Annotated in this window: 14 protein-coding genes and 2 riboswitches; of the genes, 6 read left to right on the top strand and 8 right to left on the bottom strand. The window is 73.1% G+C overall.

The genetic code is table 11. The features are described 5' to 3' along the window. Positions 1 to 48: 48 nt before the first annotated feature. Positions 49 to 1362, top strand: coding sequence for a hypothetical protein (locus WME97_RS21320; RefSeq protein ID WP_437554406.1), 1314 nt, complete (start codon positions 49 to 51; stop codon positions 1360 to 1362). Positions 1363 to 1460: 98 nt separating this feature from the next. After that, positions 1461 to 2357, top strand: coding sequence for a PepSY domain-containing protein (locus tag WME97_RS21315; RefSeq protein ID WP_437554404.1), 897 nt, complete (start codon positions 1461 to 1463; stop codon positions 2355 to 2357). A gap of 133 nt (positions 2358 to 2490) precedes the next feature. On the opposite strand, the gene WME97_RS21310 is transcribed toward WME97_RS21315, so the two are convergent. From WME97_RS21310 to dhbC, 5 genes are all read right to left on the bottom strand, one after another. After that, positions 2491 to 3267 (bottom strand): 2,3-dihydro-2,3-dihydroxybenzoate dehydrogenase, encoded by a 777-nt coding sequence (locus WME97_RS21310; protein WP_437554402.1) that lies wholly within the window; start codon positions 3265 to 3267, stop codon positions 2491 to 2493. A gap of 12 nt (positions 3268 to 3279) precedes the next feature. Next, positions 3280 to 4125: a siderophore-interacting protein gene (locus WME97_RS21305; protein ID WP_437555446.1), complete on the bottom strand. Its 846-nt coding sequence runs from the start codon at positions 4123 to 4125 to the stop codon at positions 3280 to 3282. 46 nt (positions 4126 to 4171) lie between these two features. Further along, positions 4172 to 5176: an isochorismatase family protein gene (locus WME97_RS21300; RefSeq protein WP_437554400.1), complete on the bottom strand. Its 1005-nt coding sequence runs from the start codon at positions 5174 to 5176 to the stop codon at positions 4172 to 4174. 95 nt (positions 5177 to 5271) lie between these two features. Continuing rightward, positions 5272 to 6942, bottom strand: coding sequence for a (2,3-dihydroxybenzoyl)adenylate synthase (locus WME97_RS21295; protein WP_437554398.1), 1671 nt, complete (start codon positions 6940 to 6942; stop codon positions 5272 to 5274). Continuing rightward, on the bottom strand, positions 6939 to 8207 hold the full coding sequence (dhbC, locus tag WME97_RS21290) for an isochorismate synthase DhbC (RefSeq protein WP_437554396.1): 1269 nt from the start codon (positions 8205 to 8207) through the stop codon (positions 6939 to 6941). The genes WME97_RS21295 and dhbC overlap by 4 nt, the downstream gene beginning before the upstream one ends. A gap of 242 nt (positions 8208 to 8449) precedes the next feature. Further along, positions 8450 to 8676, top strand: a riboswitch (cobalamin riboswitch). Positions 8677 to 8883: 207 nt separating this feature from the next. On the opposite strand from dhbC, the gene WME97_RS21285 reads away from it, so the two are divergent. Beyond that, the gene (locus WME97_RS21285; RefSeq protein ID WP_437554394.1) at positions 8884 to 10914 is read left to right on the top strand and encodes a TonB-dependent receptor; all 2031 of its coding nucleotides are present in this window, start codon (positions 8884 to 8886) and stop codon (positions 10912 to 10914) included. Beyond that, the gene (locus WME97_RS21280) at positions 10908 to 12140 is read left to right on the top strand and encodes a hypothetical protein (RefSeq protein WP_437554392.1); all 1233 of its coding nucleotides are present in this window, start codon (positions 10908 to 10910) and stop codon (positions 12138 to 12140) included. The genes WME97_RS21285 and WME97_RS21280 overlap by 7 nt, the downstream gene beginning before the upstream one ends. 34 nt (positions 12141 to 12174) lie before the next feature. Here the strand turns inward: WME97_RS21280 and WME97_RS21275 are convergent, their stop codons facing one another. Both WME97_RS21275 and WME97_RS21270 read right to left on the bottom strand, forming a co-directional pair. After that, positions 12175 to 13131 (bottom strand): ribonucleotide-diphosphate reductase subunit beta, encoded by a 957-nt coding sequence (locus tag WME97_RS21275; protein ID WP_437555444.1) that lies wholly within the window; start codon positions 13129 to 13131, stop codon positions 12175 to 12177. Between the two features lie 59 nt (positions 13132 to 13190). Beyond that, on the bottom strand, positions 13191 to 15707 hold the full coding sequence (locus tag WME97_RS21270) for a ribonucleoside-diphosphate reductase subunit alpha (protein ID WP_437554390.1): 2517 nt from the start codon (positions 15705 to 15707) through the stop codon (positions 13191 to 13193). Between the two features lie 255 nt (positions 15708 to 15962). Beyond that, positions 15963 to 16170: riboswitch (cobalamin riboswitch) on the bottom strand. Between the two features lie 135 nt (positions 16171 to 16305). On the opposite strand from WME97_RS21270, the gene WME97_RS21265 reads away from it, so the two are divergent. Further along, the gene (locus WME97_RS21265) at positions 16306 to 17172 is read left to right on the top strand and encodes an NAD-dependent protein deacetylase (RefSeq protein WP_437554388.1); all 867 of its coding nucleotides are present in this window, start codon (positions 16306 to 16308) and stop codon (positions 17170 to 17172) included. A gap of 34 nt (positions 17173 to 17206) precedes the next feature. Here WME97_RS21265 and WME97_RS21260 read toward each other — a convergent pair whose 3' ends face one another. After that, positions 17207 to 17782, bottom strand: a complete 576-nt coding sequence (locus WME97_RS21260) for a prolyl hydroxylase family protein (RefSeq protein WP_437554387.1) — start codon at positions 17780 to 17782, stop codon at positions 17207 to 17209. A 123-nt stretch (positions 17783 to 17905) separates the two neighbouring features. Here WME97_RS21260 and WME97_RS21255 point away from each other — a divergent pair, with 123 nt between their 5' ends. Beyond that, on the top strand, positions 17906 to 20800 hold the full coding sequence (locus WME97_RS21255; protein ID WP_437554385.1) for a helix-turn-helix domain-containing protein: 2895 nt from the start codon (positions 17906 to 17908) through the stop codon (positions 20798 to 20800). The last annotated feature ends 2 nt before the right edge of the window (positions 20801 to 20802 follow it).

The following is a 20802-nucleotide window of genomic DNA, read 5'->3' as shown; positions in this document are numbered from 1 at the left end:
CCGATGTTCGTGCGACATCAGTTGTAATCCGAACCAAGGAGATCCTTCATGTTATTTCGTGCGCGCTACGCGAATGCCCTCCTCTTGACCCTGCTCCTCCCGTGCTTCGTCGCCTGCGGCGACGACACGAGCGATGCCACGAGCAGCGGCGCGACGAGCGGCGGAACCGGCGGCGCGGGGGGCGCCGGCGGTGAAGGCACCGGCGCCGGCGGACCCACCAGCGGCACGGGGGGGACGCCCAACGTTGGGCCGGCGTACGCCCTCACGGTCCAGGTGTTCGGGCCGGACGGCGGCGACACCCAGAGCTACGTCATCGTGACGGACGACATCGACTCCGATGAGACGCTGTCGCTGGACGACGCCATCGAGGTGCAGGGGCGCGCCCTCGGCGTCGGGCTGGACGACGGAGGCGCGGTGTTCGTCGCGAGCGACGCCGCGGCGACCGTGACCCGCTACGACCTGCAGGACGACGGCAGCCTCGAGGAAGGCGACACCGTGAGCTTCCAGGGCAAGGGCCTCGCGAAGCTCGGCGAGTACGGCACCCAGTTCCACTTCGTCTCGGAGACCAAGGCGTACTTCTTCGATGGCCCCACCGCCCAGGTGGTCGTCTGGAACCCTCAGGAAATGACGGTCACCGGCGACATCCCGCTCGAGGATCTCGTGATCCCGGACGCCACCCTCACGTACTCCTCGTCGTCGCCGCTGGTCCAGGGCGACGACGTGATCACCTTCGGCGGCTGGCGGATCGGCGCGGAGGTCCCGAGCGTGGCCGCGGTCGTCGTCGTGGACAGCGCGACGGACGAGGCGACCGTCGTCACCGACGAGCGCTGCGGCTACGTGCGCGATGGGGTCGAGGGGCCCGACGGCATGATCTACGTGGCCACCGAGGCGTACGGCGCGGCGGTGCACCGGCTCAACGCCGAGAACGCGGCCGCCCCGTGCATGCTGCGCTTCGATCCGGAGACGAGGCAGTTCGACCCCGAGTTCCACGTCGAGCTGAGCACGCTGTTCGACGGCGACGCCGCCGGCTCGCTCTTCGGCGGTCCGGACGGCAAGGCGTTCCTGCGGGTGCTCGATGAGAGCCTCTTCGCGATCGCGGACGACACCCACCCGCGCGTGCTGGCGAGCGCCGCGGCGTGGCGGTGGGCCAGCGTGACGCTCGGCGATACGCCGACCGCCACGGTGCTCGACGCCGCGCCCGGCGGCGGCAGCGTCCTGAGCGTCGCGCTCGGCGACCGCACCTTCCTGCTGGAGTTCGAGGGCCAGGAGTCGACGACGCTCCGCGAGATCGGCGAGGACGGGCCCGGCGAGGCGGGCGTGAGCGCGCCTGGGCTCACCTTCTCCGTCGCGAAGATCCGATGATGCTCGCGCCCGATCACGAAGGAGCGATGAGGGACGACGCCGCGCGAGGGCCCCGTTCGCCGCGGGGCCCCCGCGGGCGGCCGCGTTACGGCGCGATCATGAAGGTCGTGCGGCGCGTGCACATGTACCTGGGCTTGCTGCTGTTCCCCTGGATACTGCTGTTCGGGATCAGCGGCACGCTGTTCAATCACCCGCAGATCGGGCGAGACATCGACAGCCGGTCGCTCTCGGGAGAGCGGCTGTCGGCGCTCACCGGGTTCCAGCCCTGGGATCCCGGCGAGCTCGCGCGCCAGGTCGTCGAGCAGCTCAACGCCGGCTCGCCCTCGCGCTACACGCTCGATCCGGGGACCCCGGGCGCGTTCTCCGGGTGGCCCCTGCTCGCGGCGCCGCGCGCCGACGGGGGGCGCGAGGTGGTGATCCTGCGCCTCGACGACGGCAGCGCGACGGTCTCCAGCCACCCTCCCGAGCCCGAGGCCCCCGCGCCCCCGTTCGCCGGCGTCGCGATCGACCTGCCTGGATACAGGATGGCGGCCGTGCAGGAGCAGATAAAAGATCTCCTGCCCAAGATTGGCGTCGACGCCGCGGCGCCGCTGCGCGCCCACCCGAAGATCAGCCCCGAGCTGCGCTTTGGCATGCGGGACGCGGACGGCCGCGCCTGGAACGTCACGTACAACCTGGGTACGGGGCGGCTCGACGGGCGGCCGGCCGGCGCGCGGGGGTGGCCTCGCTTCGTCGAGGTGCTCGAGACGCTCCACAAGACGCATCACTTCCCCGTGCACGGCGGCGTGGCGTGGCTCTGGGCGCTCTTCGCGGACATCACCGGAATCACGCTGGTCGTGTGGGCGCTCAGCGGCCTCGCCATGTGGTGGCAGATGAAGCCCTCGCGGGTCCTCGGCGCCCTCGCGATCGCCGCCGCCGTGGCGCTCGCCGCGGTGGTGATGGTTGGTGCGGCGTCGGACGCGCTGTTCGGAAACGTCGCAAAGGAAGGCCCCTAGAACACCGATCAGCTCGGAAACCAGAGAATGAACCGCCAAGACACCAAGACGCCAAGCAGACAACGAATTTAAAATCTTGGCGTCCTTGGCGCCTTGGCGGCTCATTCCTCTCTCGAACGAAGCCAGACGAGGATCAGGCGCCCAGCGTGGCGCCTCCGTCGATGCATAGGTCGTGCATCGTGATGTGCCGCGCCTCGTCCGAGAGCAGGAACAGCACCGCGCTGGCGACGTCGTCCGTCGTGGCGATCCGGTTCAGCGGGATGCCCAGCCGGAACGCCTCGGGCGCGCCGGCGATGACCGCCTGAGCGCCGCGATCATCCGCCCAGAGCGCGCGCTGCATCGGCGTGTCCGTCGAGCCAGGGGACACCACGTTGCACCGGATGTCGTGCTGCGCGAGCTCCAGGCCGAGGCACTTCGTCCACTGGGCCGCGGCGGCCTTCGACGCCGCGTAAGCGCCCATGTTCATCCGCGGCGTGCGCGCGGCGTTGGACCCGATCGTCACGATCGATCCCGATCGGCGCGGCACCATGCGGCGCGCCACGGCCCGGCTCACGTTGAACACCCCCCGGGTGTTGACCGCGAAGGTGCGCTCCCAGTCGTCGCTCGTCAGCGAGAGCGCGCCGCCCACGCGCAGCACGCCGGCCACGTTGACAAGCATCTCGAGGGGGCCGAGCTCGCGCTCGATCCGCTCCACCGCGCCCTCGACCGCCTCGCCGTCGGCCACGTCCACCGCGAACGCCGCGGCGCGATGGCCGCTCGCCTGGAGATCGGCGACGACGGCGCCCAGGCGCTCCCGGTTCGCGTCCACCGCCGCCACCGCGGCGCCCCGCGCGGCGAGCCTCCGGGAGACAGCCTCGCCGATCCCCTGGGCCGCGCCTGTGACGAGCGCCGCCCTGTGCTTGAAGTCCATCGATCGCTCCCGTCAGGCCCTGTCGAGCCCGTCCATGATCCGGTGCCGCTCCGCGTGGTACGCCTCCTCGGACTGGCTGGCCTTCCAGTAGGGGATCGCGTACAGCGCCTCGCGACCGAGCCCGCGCTCGTCGAGCAGGTGATCGCGGATCGCCACGACGGACGACGACTCGCCCGCGACCCAGGCGAAGACGCGGCCCTCTGGCCACGCCAGGGCGCGGACGGCCGCCTCGAGCCGGGGGCCCGGGGCGTGCTCGCCCTGCAGGTAGATCCAGGTCAGCGCGACGTGCGGCGGGCGATCGATCTCCTGCACGTCCGCCGCGTCGGGGACAGCGACGATGGCGTGGCCGCGCGCCGTCGTCGGCAGGGCCTCGAGCAGCGCGCCGATCGCCGGCAGCGCGGAGAGATCGCCGGCCAGGAGGTACCAGTCCGCGGGGCCGAGCATCGGATCGGGGCCGCCCGGCCCGGCGATGCCGATGCGATCGCCCGGCCTGGCGTGGTGCGCCCACCGCGACGCGGGGCCGTCGTCCCCGTGCAGGACGAAGTCCACGTCCAGCTCGCCGGCCTGCGCGTCGTACCTGCGCACCGAGTACGTGCGCGTGATCGGCCGCCGCGGCACCGGAGGCCAGACGGGGCCGTCCGGGCCCAGCGTGGGCAGCTCCGGCGCCGCCTGGTCGCCGCGCGGGAAGAAGACCTTGATGTGCGCGCCGCCGGAGCGCGCGGGGAACCCCGCGATCGCCTCGCCGCCCAGCGTGATCCGCCGCATGCGGGGGGAGATCGCGGTCGTGCGCAGCACCTCGAGGAGGCGCGGCGGGGTGCGCGCCACCGTCCTGGGTGGGGATGTCGCGACCTGATTCATGGTGACCTGTGCCATGGGGAAGCCGTCGTGGGGCAAGCTCGGCCGGTCAGCGGGCGGCTTCCTGGAGGGGCGCCTCCGCGCGGTGCCGGGGCGCTGGCCTCGCCTCGCGCGGCAGCCGGGTCGACAGGAGCTCCCACCAGTGCCCGAGCGTCGGCAGCTCGGCGAGATCCACGAACGCGACGTCGATCCCCGCGGCGCGCCACTGCTCGACGAGCGTCATGAGCCGTATCGAGTCGAGCCCCAGATCGAGGATGTTGTCGCGATCGGAGATCGCCGAGGGGAGCTGGTCGAGGACCTCGGCCACGTCGCCGCGCAGGCGCTCGACCCACGGCGCCCGGTCCTGCGTCGCCCCGAGCGGTGCGGGCGCCTGCGCCGGCGCCGCCGCGTCGCGCTGCGGGGCGCTCGTCCGCTCGCGGGGCGCGAGCGCGGCCAGGACGTCGCTCGTCGGCAGCGCGACGCCGCACCGCTGCGCCACGTAGGCGATGGCCATGTCGTGCTGCTGCCGGGAGAAATCGGCGGTCCCGTCGGTCACGAGGAACGGCTGGACGTCGTTCATGAACGCCTCGCACGCGGTCAGCAGGCACCCGATGTGCGCGTACACGCCGCACACGATCAGCTGATCGCGGCCCCACCGGCGCATGAGATCCAGCAGCTCCGTTCGCTGGAAGGCGCTGTAGCGCCACTTGGTGAGCACGGTGTCGGCGCTTCCCGGCGCGAGCTCGCGCACGATCTCGTGTTTGTCGGGCTGCTGCGTCAGCCCGGGCCCCCAGAGATCCGTCAGCAGACCGCGCTGGGCCCTCGTCTGCTCGGCGGGCTGCTTCGTGTAGACGACCGGGATCCCGCTCGCCGCGCACCGCTCCCGGAGCAGGCGGGCATGGGCGATCAGCTCGACCATCGGGGACGCGCTCGCGTCGTAGAAGCCGAGGAAATACTCCTGCATATCGTGGATCAAGAGGACGGAGCGCCCCGGGTCCGGCCGCCATGACACCCGGCTCTCCGGGAGCTCCTCGGCTCGTGGCATGCGATAGGTCTGGATGCGGGGGATGGCCATGGTCGTTCCTCTCTTCTCTCTCTTCTGGTCGCAGCGCTCCTGTCGATGGAACGGGCCGCGGGCGTCGCTGCGCCGCCTGGGCCCGCGCTGTCCTCTCAGGCGCGCGCGCCCTGCGCGAGCCTGTCGGCGATCCACCGGCGGAGCGCCTTCTTGTCCACCTTGCCGACGCTCGTCGTCGGGAGGGCGTCGAGCCACTCGATGCGATCGGGCACCTTGAACTGGGCGACGCCGCGCTCGCGCAGGAAGGCGTTGATCTCCCTCGCCGGCGGCGGTTGCCCGCGGGCCACGAGGAACGCGCACGAACGCTCGCCGAGGTGGGCGTCCGGCATGGCGACGAGCGCCGCGTCGCGCACCGCCGGGTGCGCGAGGACGTGGTTCTCGACCTCCTCGGCCGCGATCTTCTCGCCGCCGCGGTTGATCTGATCCTTCGCGCGGCCCTCCACGACGAGGCAGCCCTCTCGGGTCCGCCGCACGAGATCGCCCGTGCGGTAGAAGCCGTCGCGCGTGAACGCCTTCTCGTTGTGCGCGTCGGCCCTGTAATAGCCGCGGATCGTGTAGGGCCCCCGCGTGAGCAGATGACCGACCTGCCCGGGCTCGACGTCGCGGTCGTCGTCGTCCACGACGCGGACCTCGTCGTGGGGCGAGATGGGCCGCCCCTGCGTCTCGAGCGCGATCGCGTCGGGGTCGTCGAGGCGGGTGTAGTTGACGAGCCCCTCCGCCATCCCGAACACCTGCTGCACCTTGCAGCCCAGGGTCGGCCCCACGCGGCGCGCGACCTCCGCGGGGAGCCTGGCGCCGCCCACCTGGAGCACCTTCAAGCTCGACAGGTCGTGCCGCGCCGTCCGGGCCGACTCCACCCAGACCGAGGCCAGCGGCGGCACGAGCGCGGTCAGCGTGACCCGCTCCCGCTCGATCCACGGGAACGCCTCGTCCGGGCTGGGGCGGCGGCAGAGCACAACGCGGCCGCCGGCGTGGAGCACGCCCAGGCTCCCGGGCGAGCTGAGCGTGAAGTTGTGCGCGACGGGGAGGACGGCGAGGTAGACGCTGCCCTCGTCGAGCCCGCAGATCTCCGCGCTGGCCCGCACGCTGTAGAGGTAGTCGTCGTGCGTCCGCGGGATGAGCTTCGGTACGCCGGTGCTCCCGCCGGACAGCTGGAAGAAGGCGACGTCCCCCGCGGCGGGCTCCGGGAGCTCCACGGGCTCCCGATCCAGGGCGGAGAGCGCTGTGTGCTCGCCCGGCTCGCCGGCCACGAGCACGTGCCGCAGGGTCCTGACGTCGCGCCGGATCTGGCTCGCCAGCGCGCGGTAATCGAACCCGCCGTCCCGGTCGGCGATGACGTACGCGACCGCCTCGGTGTGCTCGCAGAAGTACGCGATCTCGGCGCGCCGGTGCGCGGGCAGGGCCAGCACGGGGAGCGCCCCGAGCCGGAACAGCGCGAAGCACACCTCGAAGAACTCCGCGATGTTCGGGAGCTGGACCACGACGCGATCCCCCGGCCGGAGCCCGAGGTGCAGCAGGCCCGCGGCGAGGCGATCGGCGCGCCGATCGAGCTCCCCGTAGCTCAGCCGGCGATCGCCGCTGACGAGCGCGATCCGATCCGGGTGTCGCGCGGCCCGCTCGCGGAGCAGGCGCCCGAAGGTCTCGCCGCGCCAGTAGCCGGCGCGCCGGTAGAGAGCGGCCATCTCGGCCGGCCACGGAGTCCAGCCGTCGAGCGCCTGCGGTCGCGCCTCCGCGGGCGCCTGCCGGCTCTCCTCAGGAGCGATCATGCCCTCTCCGGCGCCTGGTTGAGGCCGAGCGCGTTCAGCATGGTCCCGAGCTTGGCGGTGGTCTCGGCGAGCTCGTGCTCGCCGTTCGAGCCGATGACGATCCCGGCCCCGGCATAGAGGCGGAGCGCCCGGCCGGCGACGTCGGCGCAGCGGATGACGACCGCCCACTCGCCGTCGCCGCTCGCGTCGGACCAGCCCACGAGCCCCGTGAAGAACCCGCGATCGAACCGCTCGATCGCCCCGATGGCCTCGCGGGCGCGGTCCGTGGGGTATCCGCACACGGCGGGGGTCGGGTGCAGCGCGGTGGCCAGCTTCATCGAGGAGATCGAGAGATCGCGCAGCTCCCCGGTGAGCCGGCTCGACAGGTGCCACAGCGTGGGGGTCTGCGTGAGCGAGGGCTCGTCGGGGACGCTCAGGCGCCGGCAGAACGGCCGGAGCGCGGCGGCGACGGCGTCGACGACGATCGCGTGCTCGTGCCGGTCCTTCTCGGACGCGAGCAGGGCGATCGCCCGCCGGCGGTCCTCGTCGGGGTCGGGGCTGCGGACCGCGGAGCCGGCGAGCGGATTGGCGATCACCCGGAGCCCGGAGCGGGACAGGAGCAGCTCCGGGCTCGCGCCGATGAGCGTCCGCGCGCGCGAGGTCGAGACGCCGCGCTCGGAGCTGGAGAGCCCCGCCGTGGGATCCGAGAGGTTGGCGGCGAAGGTGTAGCCGTTCCGGTTCTGCTGCGAGAGGCGCTGGAGGACGAGGCGGAGATCGACCGGCTCTCGCAGGACCATCTCCAGCATCCTGGAGAGGACCACCTTGCTCAGCGCCTCGGACCGCATCAGGCCCACCGCCGTCTCGACGCCGCGCACGTAGTCGCGGGGCTCGGGGACCTGGCGCAGCTCCTGGATGGTGATCGGCAGGTGCGACCGCGGCGATTCCGACGTGTAATTGAGCGGGCCCGCGCTCTGGATCGCCCTCGGCACGATGAGGTGCGCCGGCGACGTGCTGTTGAACGGCACCGCGCCGACCACCATGGGGAAGCCCTGGCCGGCGCCGGCCCTCGACGCCGACGCGAGCACCCTCGTGACGCGGTCCGCGAGGCGATCGCCCTGATCCGCGCCGTTCGGCTCGAGGATCATGTCGTGTACGCCCTGCGCGAGGAGCGTGCGTGTCGGCGACGCGAAGAAGAACGCCGACTCAGGGGTGTATTGCTTCAACAGCTGCCCTGCGTTCACCGCGGGCAGCCCGACAGAGGCCGGTATCGAGATGGAACTCGTCACATTCAGCTCCGATGGGCGTCGAGAGCCACGTGGGCTCAGGTCATCGGGCGCTGGACGTCAGGTCTCGGGCCGCTCGTCTCTGACAACTGATAAAGAAAATCAGTTTCAAGTAACTCATGGCACGCGCGTGCAAGACTGTCAAGGGACTCCCGATTCTGTCTCGGGTGTGCGTCGCCGGTGGGCTCGCGGACGGGGCGCTCCGGGCCTTCGCTTCAGCGTTGACATCCTGCGTGACGGGTGCGACGAGTCGCCCCGCCATCGGTGCTCGTCCGGCCATCCCCTGGCGAGCTGAAAAGGGAACCCGGTGAGAATCCGGGACTGCCCCCGCAGCGGTGAACGGGAACGACCATCACCAAGAAGCACTGGGCATGCACCAGAGCAGCCTGGGAAGCGGTGATGTGTAGGAGAGCGACCGGCGACGGCCGCAGCGCCCGTGAGTCCGAAGACCTGCCGAAGGTGCGCGCGCCGGTGCGCTGGCGCGCGCTGACCTGAGCCTTCGAGGGGAAGGCGCCCAGGCTCTCGACCACCTCGCTCGCGCGCGGTGCCGTGGCCCGTCACGCAGCCCCCTCGCTTCGGCTCTCAGCTCACCCGGAGCAGCGCTGGGTCGACGCGGGCAGGCGGCGCGTGAATGGTTGATTCCTCTGATCGTCGGTCGCGTCGGCGCCGGAGCGCCGGCGTGGCGCGCTGGCTCTCGCTCGCCGCCTGCAGCGCCGTGGCAGCCTCGCCTGCCGCCCGCGCCGACGATCCGCGCCGGCCTGCGGGCGAGCAGGGGGGTGATCCCGCTGCCGCTCCGCCGGGTGCAGACCCGCTGGAGGTGCGCGTCGAGGGGGATCACATGCGCGCGCCCGCGCCGCCCAAGGACAGGTCCGTCGCGGGGTCGGTGCTGGGCCGCGAGCGCCTCACCGGCGCGGGGCTCGGGGCGGCGGACGTGCTCCGCACGCAGCCGGGCGTGCTCATCATCGAGTCGGGCGGCTTCGGCGGGCCGGCGACAGCGGCCCTCCGGGGGGCGACCGCCACGCAGACGCCGGTGTACCTCGCCGGCGTCCGCCTGAACGACGACGTCGTGGGGACGGCGGATCTCTCCCTCGTGCCCCTCTGGCTCATCGAGCGCATCGAGATCTACCGCGGCCACGCGCCCATCGAGGCCGACCGCCTCGGCCCGGGCGGCGCGATCTTCTTCGAGCCGCGGCGGCCTTCCCGGACGACGGCCGGCGTGGGCGCCATGGCGGGCTCGCTCGGCGCGCGGCGCGGGTGGGCGTTCGCTGGCGCCAGCGCGGGCCCGGTGAGCGCGATCGTCGGGGTGAGCGCGGAGGCCGCGGAGAACCGCTACGCGTTCGTCAACGATGGCGGGACGCTCTTCGACGAGAGCGACGACACCGTGGAGCGCCGGCAGAACGCCGACGTGCGCACGATCGACGCGTGGGCGCTCGCGCGCGTCGAGCTCGGCGGCGGCGCGATCGTCGACGTGATCGCGAACGGCACAGGCCGCGAGCAGGGCGTGCCGAGGCTCGCGCTCCTGCCGTCCCGCGAGGCGCGGGGGGAGTCGCGGCGCGCGCTGGCGTCCGTCGCGGCGCGGGTGCCGTTCGGCGGAGAGGCGCAGCACACGCTCGAGGCGCGCACCTCGTTCATCGAGGCGCGGTCGGAGGTCCACGACCCCCTCTTCGAGCTCGCGCTGCAGACGCCTGAGCTCCGGCTCGCCGGCCGCCGCCTGGAGCAGACGCTCGGGGCGACGCTCTCCTTCGCCGACCGGCTCCGTGTGCGGCCCGTGCTCTCGGTCGCGCGCGAGGGCATCTCACGCGCGCCGGACGACGTACCGCTCGCGCGGACGCGGCGCTCGTTCGCGCGCGGCGCCGTCAGCGCGGAGGCGCGCCTCGGCGAGGGGCTCGCGCTGCACGCCCTCGCGAGCGGGGAGTGCCACGCCACCGGGGCCGACCGCGAGCGCCCTTGCGACGTGCTCGTCCCGACCGGGCGGGTCGGCGTGGAGGCGGGGAGCGACAGGCTCCGGCTCCTCGCGACCGTGGGCCGCTACGTCCGCGTCCCGACGCTCGGCGAGGTGTACGGCGTCTCCGGCGTCGTCCACGGCAACGCGGAGCTCGAGCCGGAGTCGGGCGCCACGATCGAGGCCGGGATCCGGGCGCAGACGGGGCGCGGCGCCGTGCTGCGCGGCGCCTTCATCGACGTGTTCGCGTTCGGGAGCGCGGTCTCCGGGCTCGTCGCGTACGAGAAGTCCGGCCAGGGCTACGTGAGCCCGTACAACGTCGGCCGCGCCCGCGTCGTGGGCGCGGAGCTCCTGGCCGGGGTCGAGGTGACCCCGTTCCTCCGCGCCGAGATCGCGGCGACGCTGCTCGATCCGCGGGACACGACGGCGGGGCGGACGACGAGGAACGACCTCCTCCCGTTCCGCTCGCGCCTCGTCGTCGCGCCGCGCCTGCACGCCGAGTGGAAGCGCCCGGGCGGCGGCGTGTTCTCGGGCGCGTCGGGCGAGATCCGGGCCGTGTACCAGTCGAGCCGGTACGCCGATCCCGCCGGGCTCGGCGTGATCGCGGAGCAAGCGACCCTCGACCTCGACGCGGAGGCGAGGTGGCTCGGCGGGCACCTCGCGGTGAGAGGTCGCGTCGCGGACCTCCTGGACGCGCGGCGCACGGATGTCGTCGGGTTTCCGCTCCCGGGGCGGAGCGTGTTTTTCACACTGGAGTCAACATGGTGAAGATCAGTCTGTTTGCGTTCGCGATCTCGATTCCGATCCTCGGGTGCAACGTGGATTCGCCGCCGCCGTCGACGGGCGGCGTCCACGGCGGCGGCGACGGCGACGGGTGTGAGAGCGGCGTGGTCATCGTGACGAGCGACTACCAGTCGACGAACATCGCTGTGTCGGAGCTCGACGGGACCACCCTGTCGCCCTCCTTCGTGTCGAGCGGCGCGGCGAAGCCGGGGCTCAGCCTCGCGCTGTCCGGCGACGTCGACGTCCCGAGGGCGGCGCCGCCGTCCGGCCGCGTGGTCCTGCTCGATCGGTTCGGCACGAACGTGATCACCTGGATGGATCTCGAGACCGCCGAGGTCCTCGCGCAGCTCCCGGTCGGGCAGGGGTTCGAGTCGAACCCTCAGGACTACATCGAGGTGGGGGCGGACCGCGCGCTCGTGTCGCGCTACGGGAGCAACCCGAGCCCGGGCGTGGAGCCGTTCGACGAGGGCGGCGATGTCCTGATCATCGACACGAAGGAGTACTCCATCGCGGGGCGCATCGCCCTGCCGGAGGAGGAAGAGGGGCTCCTGCCGCGCCCGTCGGGGATGGCGCGCGTCGGTGACGACGTTGTCGTGGCCCTCGGCCGGCTCGCCGCGGACCTCTCGACCGTGGGTGAAGGGCGCTTCGTTGGCGTCTCGCCGGCGGAGGCCGCTGTCATATGGACGGTCGACGTGCAGGGGCTCTACGGCTGCGGGCGCCTCGCCGTGTCGCCCTCGGGAGAGCGGCTGGCGGTCGCCTGCTCGAGCCGCTTCAACGCCGCGACGATGGAGTACGACCCGGCGACGAGCGACGTCGTGATCTACGACGCTCGCACCTCGCCCCCGGCGGAGATGAAGCGGCTCGGCGTGGCCAGGGCGCTCGGCGCCGCGGTCCAGCCCACGCTCGCGTTCGCCTCCGAGGACGTGCTTCTCGGGACGGCCTACGCGGGCAGCGCGTCCGCCGGGGACCGCGCATTCTCCGTGAGCATCACCACGGGCGAGGTCACGACGCTCGCCCTGGCGACCCAGTCCTATGCCTTCGGCGGCGTCCACTGCTCGCCCGGCTGCGGCGATGTCTGCCTGCTGAGCGACGCGGAGAGGAGCAAGCTCCGCCGCTGGAAGGTGGCGGCGAGCGGCGCGCTCGAGCCGCTGGAGGACGCGACCGTCGACACCGAGATCGGGCTCCCGCCGCGAGGGATCGGCGGGCTCTGATCGGCCCCGCGGGCGGTGCGTCGGTCGATCGGCGTCAGAACGCGGCGTCGAGGACGACCTCCCCGGAGACGCCGACCTGGTACGCGGAGACGCGGCGCTCGAAGAAGTTCGTGACCTCCTGGACGTCTTGCAGATCCATGAACGAGAACGGGTTCTTCGCCCCGTAGCGCTTCGGCATGCCGAGCGTGGCGAGCCGCTGGTCGGCGCAGAACTCCAGGTAGCTGCGCACGTCGCGCGCCGACATGCCCGCCACGCCGGCGCCGAGGAGATCCTCGGCGAACCGGGCCTCGCAGGCGATCGCCTCATCCATCATGTCGAGGATCGACCGCGAGAGCCCGGCGTCGAAGAGCTCGGGCTCCTCGCGCCGCGCCGTGCTCACGACCTCGAAGGCGAAGCGCATGTGCGCGCTCTCGTCGCGGAAGACCCAGCTCGTTCCCGCAGCGAGCCCGTGGAGCAGGCCGCGCGAGCGCAGGAAGTACACGTACGCGAACGCGCCGAAGAAGAAGAGCCCCTCGACGCACGCGGCGAAGCAGATGAGGTTCAGGAGGAACCGCCGCCGCTCGGCGCGCGACTCCAGCCGCCCGAGCGACTCGACGGAATCGAGCCACCGCATGCAGAAATCGGCCTTCTGGCGGATCGAGGGGATGTTCTCGACGGCCGCGAAGGCGCGGTGACGGTCCTCGGGATCGGGGATGTACGTGTCGAGGAGCGTCAGATAGAACTGGACGTGGAGCGCCTCTTCGTAGAGCTGTCGTGACAGGTACATCCGCGCCTCCGGGGCGTTGATGTGCCTGTACAGGTTGAGCACGAGGTTGTTCGCCACGATGGAGTCCCCCGTGGCGAAGAACGCGACGAGGCGCTGCACGAGGTGCCGCTCCGCGTCGGTCATCTTCCGCAGGTCGCCCACGTCCGTGGAGAAGTCGACCTCCTCCACGGTCCACGTGTTCTTGATGGCGGAGCGGTACATCTCGAAGAAGGCCGGATAGGCCATCGGGCGCAGGGTGAGGCACTGGCCCGGATCGAGGAGGCGCGCGGGACGGCTGACGCGGCTCACTGGCAGGCCTCGCAGGCCTCGGGGTTCTCGAGCGCGCACGCCACGTCCGCGGCCGCCTTCGCAGGCGGCGCGGACACCCAGCCGCCCTCGCCGCGCGGCGCGGCGTCATCCCCGGGCGTCCGCTCCGGCGGCGCCTCCACCGTGGCCTTGGTGATGCGCGTCGCGGGGCGCGATCGTAGGTAGTACGTCGTCTTGAGCCCCTTCTTCCATGCGTGGAAGTACATGCTTGAGAGCTGACCGATGGTGGGGTTCTCGATGAAGAGGTTCAGCGACTGGCTCTGATCGATGAAGGCCCCGCGATCCGCGGCCATGTCGATGAGCGAGCGCATCGGGATCTCCCACGCCGTCCGGTACACGGCGCGGAGCTCCTCGGGCAGCTCGTCCATGCCCTGGACCGAGCCCTCCGCGAGCTTGAGCCGGGCGCGCACCGCGTCGTTCCAGGCGCCGAGCCGCTTGAGCTCCGCGACCAGGTAGCGGTTCATCTGCAGGAAGTCCCCCGAGAGCGTCTCGCGCTTGAAGAGGTTGGACACCTGCGGCTCGATGCACTCGTAGCAGCCCGCGATCGACGCGATGGTGGCCGTCGGCGCGATGGCGACGAGCAGCGAGTTCCTGAGCCCCTCGGCCTGGACGCGCGCGCGGAGCGCCTCCCAGCGCGCCGCGTCCTCCGGGACGACGTTCCACGCGTCGAACTGGAGCTCTCCGCGCGCGGCGCGCGTCTCGTCGAACGCCGGGTGCCGCCCCTTCTCCGCCGCGAGGTCCGCGGACGTCGTGAGCGCGTGGTAATACACCTCCTCCGAGATCCGCCTGGAGAGCTCCCGCGCCGCCGGGGCGTCGAAGGGCAGGCGCATCTGGAAGAACACGTCCTGAAGGCCCATGAGCCCGAGCCCGACAGGCCGCCAGCGGAGGTTCGATCGCCTCGTCGAGGGGATGGGGTAGTAGTTGAGGTCGATGACGCGGTCGAGCTGGCGGACCGCGGTCCGCACCGTGCGCGCGAGCTTCTCGAAGTCGAACGCAATCGCGCCGTCCGCCAGCGTGACCGTGTGGCGAGCGAGGTTGATCGAGCCCAGGTTGCAGACGGCCGACTCCTCGTTCGAGGTCACCTCCAGGATCTCGGTGCAGAGGTTCGAGAGGTGGACGATCCGGCCCGGCAGCGCCGTCTGGTTGCAGGCGCGGTTCGACTTGTCCTTGAACGTCATCCAGCCGTTGCCGGTCTGCGCGAGCGTGCGCATCATCCGCGCGTAGAGCTCGCGGGCCTTCATCGTCTTCTTGGCGAGGCCCGCCCGCTCGGCCTCGACGTACCGACGATCGAACTCCTCACCGTAGAGATCGGGGAGATCGCGCGCGTCCTTCGGGTCGAACAGGCTCCATTCGCCGTCGGCCTCGACCCGCTTCATGAAGAGGTCCGGGACCCAGCTCGCGAGGTTCAGGTTGTGCGTGCGCGCGGCCTCGTCGCCCGTGTTGTCGCGCAGCGAGAGGAACTCCTCGACGTCGGCGTGCCACGGCTCGAGGTAGACGCAGCAGGCGCCCTTGCGCTTGCCGCCCTGGTTCACGGCCGCGACGGACGCGTCGAGCGTCTTGAGCCACGGCACGATCCCGCTGGAGTGCCCGTTGGTGCTCTCGATGAGCGAGCCGCGCGAGCGCACCCGGTGGTAGGCGAGCCCGATGCCGCCCGAGAACTTCGAGAGCATCGCGACGTCGGTGTAGCGCTGGTAGATGGTCTCGAGGTGATCGTCCGGCGAGTCGAGCAGAAAGCAGCTCGAGAGCTGCTCGTGGCTCGTCCCGGAGTTGAACATCGTCGGTGAGCTCGGCAGGTAATCGAGCGACGAGAAGAGCCGGTAGAGCTCGGTCGCCTGCGCCGCCGTCTCGGAGAGCGCGCACGCGATGCGCAGGAAGAACTGCTGCGGCGTCTCGATGACGAGGCGCGTCTCGGGGTGCTTCAGCAGGTAGCGGTCGTAGAGGGTCCGCAGGCCGAAGTACTCGAGCTCGTGATCGCGCCTCGGCTCGATGGCGTCGTTCAGCTTGCGGGCGTTCTGCGCCACGAAGCCGTGGAGCCGATCGTTGATGAGGCCCAGCCGCCGCCCCACGGCGATGGACTGCGAGAAGGCATGGATCTCCTGATTGCGGACTTCCTTGTCGATGTACGTGGCGAGCAGGCGCGCCGCGAGCTTCGCGTACTGGGGCTCATCCGCGATGAGCGACGCCGCCGTCTGGATGGAGAGCTGATCGAGCTCGCGCGTCGTCGCGCCGTCGTAGAGGCCGCTGATGGTCTTTGTCGCGACGCGGAGCGCGTCCACGTCGGACAGGGCCGCGCACGAGCGGCTCACCGCCCGGACGATCTTGTTGACGTCCACGGGCTCGCTCGACCCGTTCCTCTTCTTCACCCGCATCGTCGTGTGCGGGGGCGCCTCCTCCGCGCCGGCGCTCGTCATGGCGGGCGCCTGGGGTGCGTGGAGTGCGTGGAGCGCGCGCAACGGCGCCGCGCCGTTGCTCTTCACCAACGGTTCGTTCAGCATGGCATCCTCCTCGTCGTGCTCGTTCCGAGCGGTCCCGGACCGCTCGCGTCGATGCCGCGAGAGCGAAGAGGCCAGCCGATGCGCACGGGTGCGCCAGGCTCTTTGGAGGAGCCCTCGGACCGACCGCTCGCCCCCGCGGGCGAAAGGAAGACAGCGCGGGAGGGGGTCGGAACCGGGACAAGCGCGAGAGTCTGCGCCAGCTCGGACCTACCCGCCTCCCTCGAGGCTTCCAGGTCAAACCGGCGCCGGATGTCTCCCCAGCGCAGGATGTTGGCAGGTCTTCGGGCTCACGAGCGCTCCGGCTCTCGCCGGATTCCTACGGTCCACCGCTTCCCAGCCCGAGGGCCAGTGCTCGTCGTGGAGATCGTTCTCGCTTACCGCTGCGGGGCAGCCCCGGATTCACACCGGGTTCCCTTTTGAGCCCCGAGCCGAAGCCCGAGGCACCAACACGGGCACTACATATGGTGGTGCAGTGAGCCGGTCAAGCGAGATGTTGTGGGGGAGCTCCGTTGCTCGGTTGCATGCGCGGTTGCGTGGTCGCGCGGTCGACACACGCTGGCCTGGCGGTGCGCGCTGCGGCGGGCCACAACCCGGGCCTATGCCGCTCAGCGAAGCGCTTCCGGCCGATCCGCTCGACGACCTCGTCGCGCTCCTGCGCGGCAAGAGGATCGTGGCGCTGACGGGCGCGGGGTGCAGCACCGAGTCCGGCATCCCCGATTATCGAGGGCCCGAGACGCGGCGCCGCGCGCGGAACCCGATCCAGGGGCGGGAGTTCTCCCGCTCGGCCGAGATCCGGCAGCGCTACTGGGCGCGCGCCGTGATCGGCTGGGAGCGTTTCTCCAGGGCCGAGCCGAACCCTGCCCACCGCGCCCTCGCGCGGCTGGAGGACGGCGGGCAGCTCGATGGCCTCATCACGCAGAACGTCGACGGCCTCCACCAGGCCGCGGGCAGCCGCCGCGTCATCGAGCTGCACGGGACGCTCTCCGAGGTCGCCTGCCTCGCGTGCGGCGCGATGGAGCGGCGCGCCGCCCTCCAGGAGCGGCTCCTCGCCCAGAACCCCGGCTGGCTGCGCCTCGCGGCCGACGTCGCCCCCGACGGCGACGCCGACCTGCCCGCCGAGCACGTGGCGGGCTTCCGTGCGCCGCCGTGCCTCCGCTGCGAGGGGCCGCTCAAGCCGCGCGTCGTCTTCTTCGGCGAGAACGTGGCCCGGCCGATCGTCGACGCGGCGTTCGCGCTCGTGGACGCGGCGGACGCGCTCCTCGTCGTCGGCTCGTCGCTGGCGGTCTTCTCGGGCTACCGCTTCGTGCTGCGCGCCGCGCAGCGAGGCATCCCGATCGCCATGATCAACCTCGGCTCCGCGCGCGGCGAGGAGCTCGGCGCGCTGAAGATCGAGGCCCGCGCCGGCGAGGTGCTGCCGCGCCTCGCCGAGGCGCTCTGCGCCGGCGTGACCGCGGCGCGGCGCTGAGGCGCCGAGCGCCGGCGCACGCGCGGCGCTGGCATCACCCGCGCCGGTACATCACGTCGCTGCGGAGGACGTACTTGCTCCCCCGAGTCACGGCGGCGCCGCGGTGGAGCCGGCGGTGCTCGAACAGGAGCGCCATCCCGCGCCGCGGGGCGATGCTCCGGCCGCCCCAGAAATCGGTCGTGCCGCCCTCGAAGTCGTCGTTCAGGTAGACCATCGCGGTGAACAGGCTCCGCTCGCCGTCGGATCGCACGAACGACCCGTCGCCGTGCCAGTTGAAATATTCGCCCTCGGTGTAGCGATAGTAGCGGAAGCGCTCGTTCAGCCCGACGGCGCGGTGGAGGCCGAAGCTCGGCGGCATCCACGGCGCGAGCCGCTCCCAGAGGCTCGCGGCGAGGCCCGGATCGTCGATCATGACGCGGCCGTTCCTGCGCACCTCGAGGTTGATCACCTCGCCGCCCCCGATCGGCGCCTGCTCGAAGCCTCGCGCCTCGGCGAGCGCGATGAAGCCCTCGCACTCCTCGGGCGACAGGACGTTCGTCACCGTGAAGATGCGGAGATCGTCGGTGTAGTCGGTGCACTGGGCGGTCCGTTCGGCGTGCAGGGTGCTCATGCGTGAAGCGTGGGTCCGGGCGGACCGGATCCGGAAGGGCGGGACCCGGGCAGGACCGGGCAGGACCGGGCAGCGCGGTGGACAGGAGAGCGCCGCATCGCCGATGATCGAGCGCTCGCACCGATGGCACGGGTCTCCAGGGCGGGCCGCAGCGCGGAGCCCGCGGTCCGCTTCAACCACACGCTCCTCCAGCGGGCGCGGCTCGATCTCGACCTGACGCAGGAGCAGGTCGCCGCGTCGATCGGCGTCGACGTGCGGACCTACCGCCGCTACGAGTCGGGCGCCGTCAACGATCCGCGGCTCGGCTTCTCGGTCCGGAGCCCGTCCCGGCGGCGCATCATCGAGCGGCTCGGCGCCGAGCTCGGCCTCGCCGAGGCGGAGCTGCTCGTCGTCGAGGCCGAGGCCGATGCCGCGCCGGCGGATCGCGCCGCAGAGGAAGCGGGTGCGGCGAGCCAGGCCGTGGAGGCGCCCGACGAGGCGGGGGAGGCGCTCGCGGGGGAGGAGAGGGCGCTCGCGGGGGCGGGGAGGGCGTCCGACGAGGAGGCAGGCGAGAAGGCGCCCGCCGGCGCGCCCGCGCCGTCGCAGGGAGCCGCCCCGGCGTGGCGCCCGCTGCACGCGCACACGCTCCAGCGAGCGCGGCACTTCGTCGGGCGCGCCGAGATCGTCGATCGGCTCGCCGCGTGGGCCGACGGCTCGCCGCCGTGCCCCCGGGTGATCGCGCTCCTCGGCGTCGGCGGGGCGGGCAAGACCGCGATCGCCGAGCGCTTCCTCCAGGGGCTCGGCGACGCCCCGCGGCCTGGCGGGGTGCTCGTCTGGAGCTTCTACGACGACCCCAGGAGCGAGGCGTTCCTCGACCAGGCGGCGGCCTACTTCGCGCCGGGCGCGGGCGCCTCGGGCCTGGCGGCGCCGCGGCCTCAGGCGGCGCCCGGAGAGCAGCTCGCGCGGCTGAAGGAGGCGCTGGGGCAGGGGCCGCCGCACCTGCTCGTGCTCGACGGGCTCGAGACCGTGCAGGCCGAGGGGGGCGCAGGGCGCGCGCACGGCGAGCTCCACGACGCGCTCCTCCGGCGGCTGCTCTGCGCGATCGCGTCCGGGCTCGGCGGCGCGCGGGCGCTCGTCACGTCGCGCTTCGCGCTCGCGGATCTGTCCGCCTGGGCCGAGGGCGGGCTCGCGACGATCCGGCCCGAGCCGCTCTGCGAGGGCGACGCCGCGTCGCTCCTGCGCCGCTGGGGCATCCGCGGCGACGACGGCGCCCTCGGGGCGCTGTTCGAGACGACGGGAGGGCACGCGCTCTCGGTCGCCGTCGTCGGCTCCTACGTGGGCGCGTTCCTCGGCGGCGACGCGGGGCGGCTCTCCGCGGCGCAGGCGGCGCACCTCGCCGAGGCCGAGCAGGACGACGTCCTCGCCCGCCGCCTGAGCTCGGTGCTGTCGGCCTACGCGCGCGCGCTGCCGCCGGGCGAGCGGGACCTGCTCGCGCGCCTCTCGGTGTTCCCCGGCGGCGCGGGCGAGGAGGCGCTGCTCCAGCTGATCCGGGCCGGCGGCGAGATCGCGGGCGCCATGGCGGGGTGGGGCGCCGCGGAGCTCGCGCGCGGGCTCGCCCGGCTCGAGCGGCTGGGGCTCGTGTTCGCGGCGCGCCCGGGCGAGCGCTGCTACTCGACGCACCCCTTCGTGCGGCAGCACTTCAAGTCGCTGCTCGGCGTGCCGCCGGAGCGCGTCCACGCCGCGGGGAGCGCCGCGCCGCCGCGCCTCGACGAGGCGCCGCGCCGGGCGCCGCGGGAACGCGAGGCCGTCGACGCGTACGAGGCCATCCTGACCGAGCTGCTCGGCGCCGGGCGGGCGGGCGAGGCGTACGAGATCTACGCGCTCGCCCTCGGCGGCTTCGCGCACCTCGGGCTCAAGCTCGGCGACATGGCCCGCGGCGCCCGCATCCTGCGCGCGTTCGCCGGCGGCGACGACCCCCGCGGCATGCCGGCCTCGCTGCCCGCGCGGGTGCGCGCGTCGCTCGCGTACGACGCGGGGCTCTACGCGGGCGCGCTCGGGGATCTCGCGTTCGCCTGCGCCTGCTACGAGGCGCACAACGAGATCGCCGGGGCGCTCGCCGACCCGGCCCCGATCGCGACCGGCCTGCGCACGCTCGCGTACACGGAGCGGCTGCGGGGCGACCTGACCGGCGCGCGCCGCCTGCTCGAGCGGTCGGCCGAGATCGCCGGCGGCGCCGCGGGGAGCGCCCGTCGCGCCGCGGACCAGGTCCACGCCGTGCGTGCGCTGGCGCTGCTCGCCGCGGTGCTGCACGACCTCGGCGAGGTCGACGCGGCGGGCGAGCGCTTCGCGCGCCTGCGGGCGCTGGGCGACGCGCCGGTGGCGCGCCGCGCGCTCTGGGAGGCGGAGCACGCGCTCGCGCTCGGGCGCCGCGGCGAGGCGCGCGAGGCCACGGAGCGGAACATCGCCGAGTGCAGGCGGAGGGGATGGGAGGGGCACGTCGCGCACGGCCACACGCTGCTCGGCCTCGCGCTGCTGGACGGCGGCGAGGGCGGCGACGGCGACGTCGCGACGGCCGAGGCGCACCTCGTCGAGGCGCGCCGCTGGGCTGCCGCGACGGGCGAGGTGGAGGTCGCGCTGCGGTGCCACGAGCTCGCGGCGCGCATCGCGCTCGCCGCTGGCCGGCTCGACGACGGCGCGCGGCAGGCGCTGGAGGGGCTGCATGTCGCGGAGGCGTGCGGGTTCGGCCCGTTCCGCGCCCGGCTCGCGGTCGTCGCCGCGCGGTGCGCGCTGGCCCGCGGCGCGGGGGCGGCGGCGTCCGCGACGGCGCTCGCCGACTCGTCGGTGGCGTGGGCGGGTGAGGACGCCTGGGCGAGGGCGGACGCGCTGCACTGGGCGGGCGTGGCGCGCGCGGCGGCGGCGCGCGGCGAGGAGCGCGCGCGAGGGCGGGAGCTGCTCGCCGAGGCGGCGGCGCTGCGGGCGCGCCTGCGCCACCCCGGAGCCGGCGCGTCGCGGGAGGCGCTCGCGCACCTCGGCGGATGAGG

Source organism: Sorangium sp. So ce367, from assembly GCF_051520455.1.
GTDB lineage: Bacteria > Myxococcota_A > Polyangia > Polyangiales > Polyangiaceae > Sorangium > Sorangium cellulosum_B.
The sequence above is the reverse complement of the archived record's forward strand: the minus strand, read 5'-3'. Positions and strand labels throughout refer to the sequence as shown.

Coding starts and splice junctions, on each gene's coding strand:
- WME97_RS21255 (WP_437554385.1), top strand. CDS start 17,906: ATGGCACGGGTCTCCAGGGCGGGCCGCAGCGCGGAGCCCGCGGTCCGC.
- WME97_RS21260 (WP_437554387.1), bottom strand. CDS start 17,782: ATGAGCACCCTGCACGCCGAACGGACCGCCCAGTGCACCGACTACACC.
- WME97_RS21315 (WP_437554404.1), top strand. CDS start 1,461: ATGAAGGTCGTGCGGCGCGTGCACATGTACCTGGGCTTGCTGCTGTTC.
- WME97_RS21310 (WP_437554402.1), bottom strand. CDS start 3,267: ATGGACTTCAAGCACAGGGCGGCGCTCGTCACAGGCGCGGCCCAGGGG.
- WME97_RS21300 (WP_437554400.1), bottom strand. CDS start 5,176: ATGGCCATCCCCCGCATCCAGACCTATCGCATGCCACGAGCCGAGGAG.
- WME97_RS21320 (WP_437554406.1), top strand. CDS start 49: ATGTTATTTCGTGCGCGCTACGCGAATGCCCTCCTCTTGACCCTGCTC.
- WME97_RS21270 (WP_437554390.1), bottom strand. CDS start 15,707: ATGCTGAACGAACCGTTGGTGAAGAGCAACGGCGCGGCGCCGTTGCGC.
- WME97_RS21295 (WP_437554398.1), bottom strand. CDS start 6,942: ATGATCGCTCCTGAGGAGAGCCGGCAGGCGCCCGCGGAGGCGCGACCG.
- WME97_RS21275 (WP_437555444.1), bottom strand. CDS start 13,131: ATGGCCTATCCGGCCTTCTTCGAGATGTACCGCTCCGCCATCAAGAAC.
- WME97_RS21280 (WP_437554392.1), top strand. CDS start 10,908: ATGGTGAAGATCAGTCTGTTTGCGTTCGCGATCTCGATTCCGATCCTC.
- WME97_RS21305 (WP_437555446.1), bottom strand. CDS start 4,125: ATGAATCAGGTCGCGACATCCCCACCCAGGACGGTGGCGCGCACCCCG.
- WME97_RS21265 (WP_437554388.1), top strand. CDS start 16,306: ATGCCGCTCAGCGAAGCGCTTCCGGCCGATCCGCTCGACGACCTCGTC.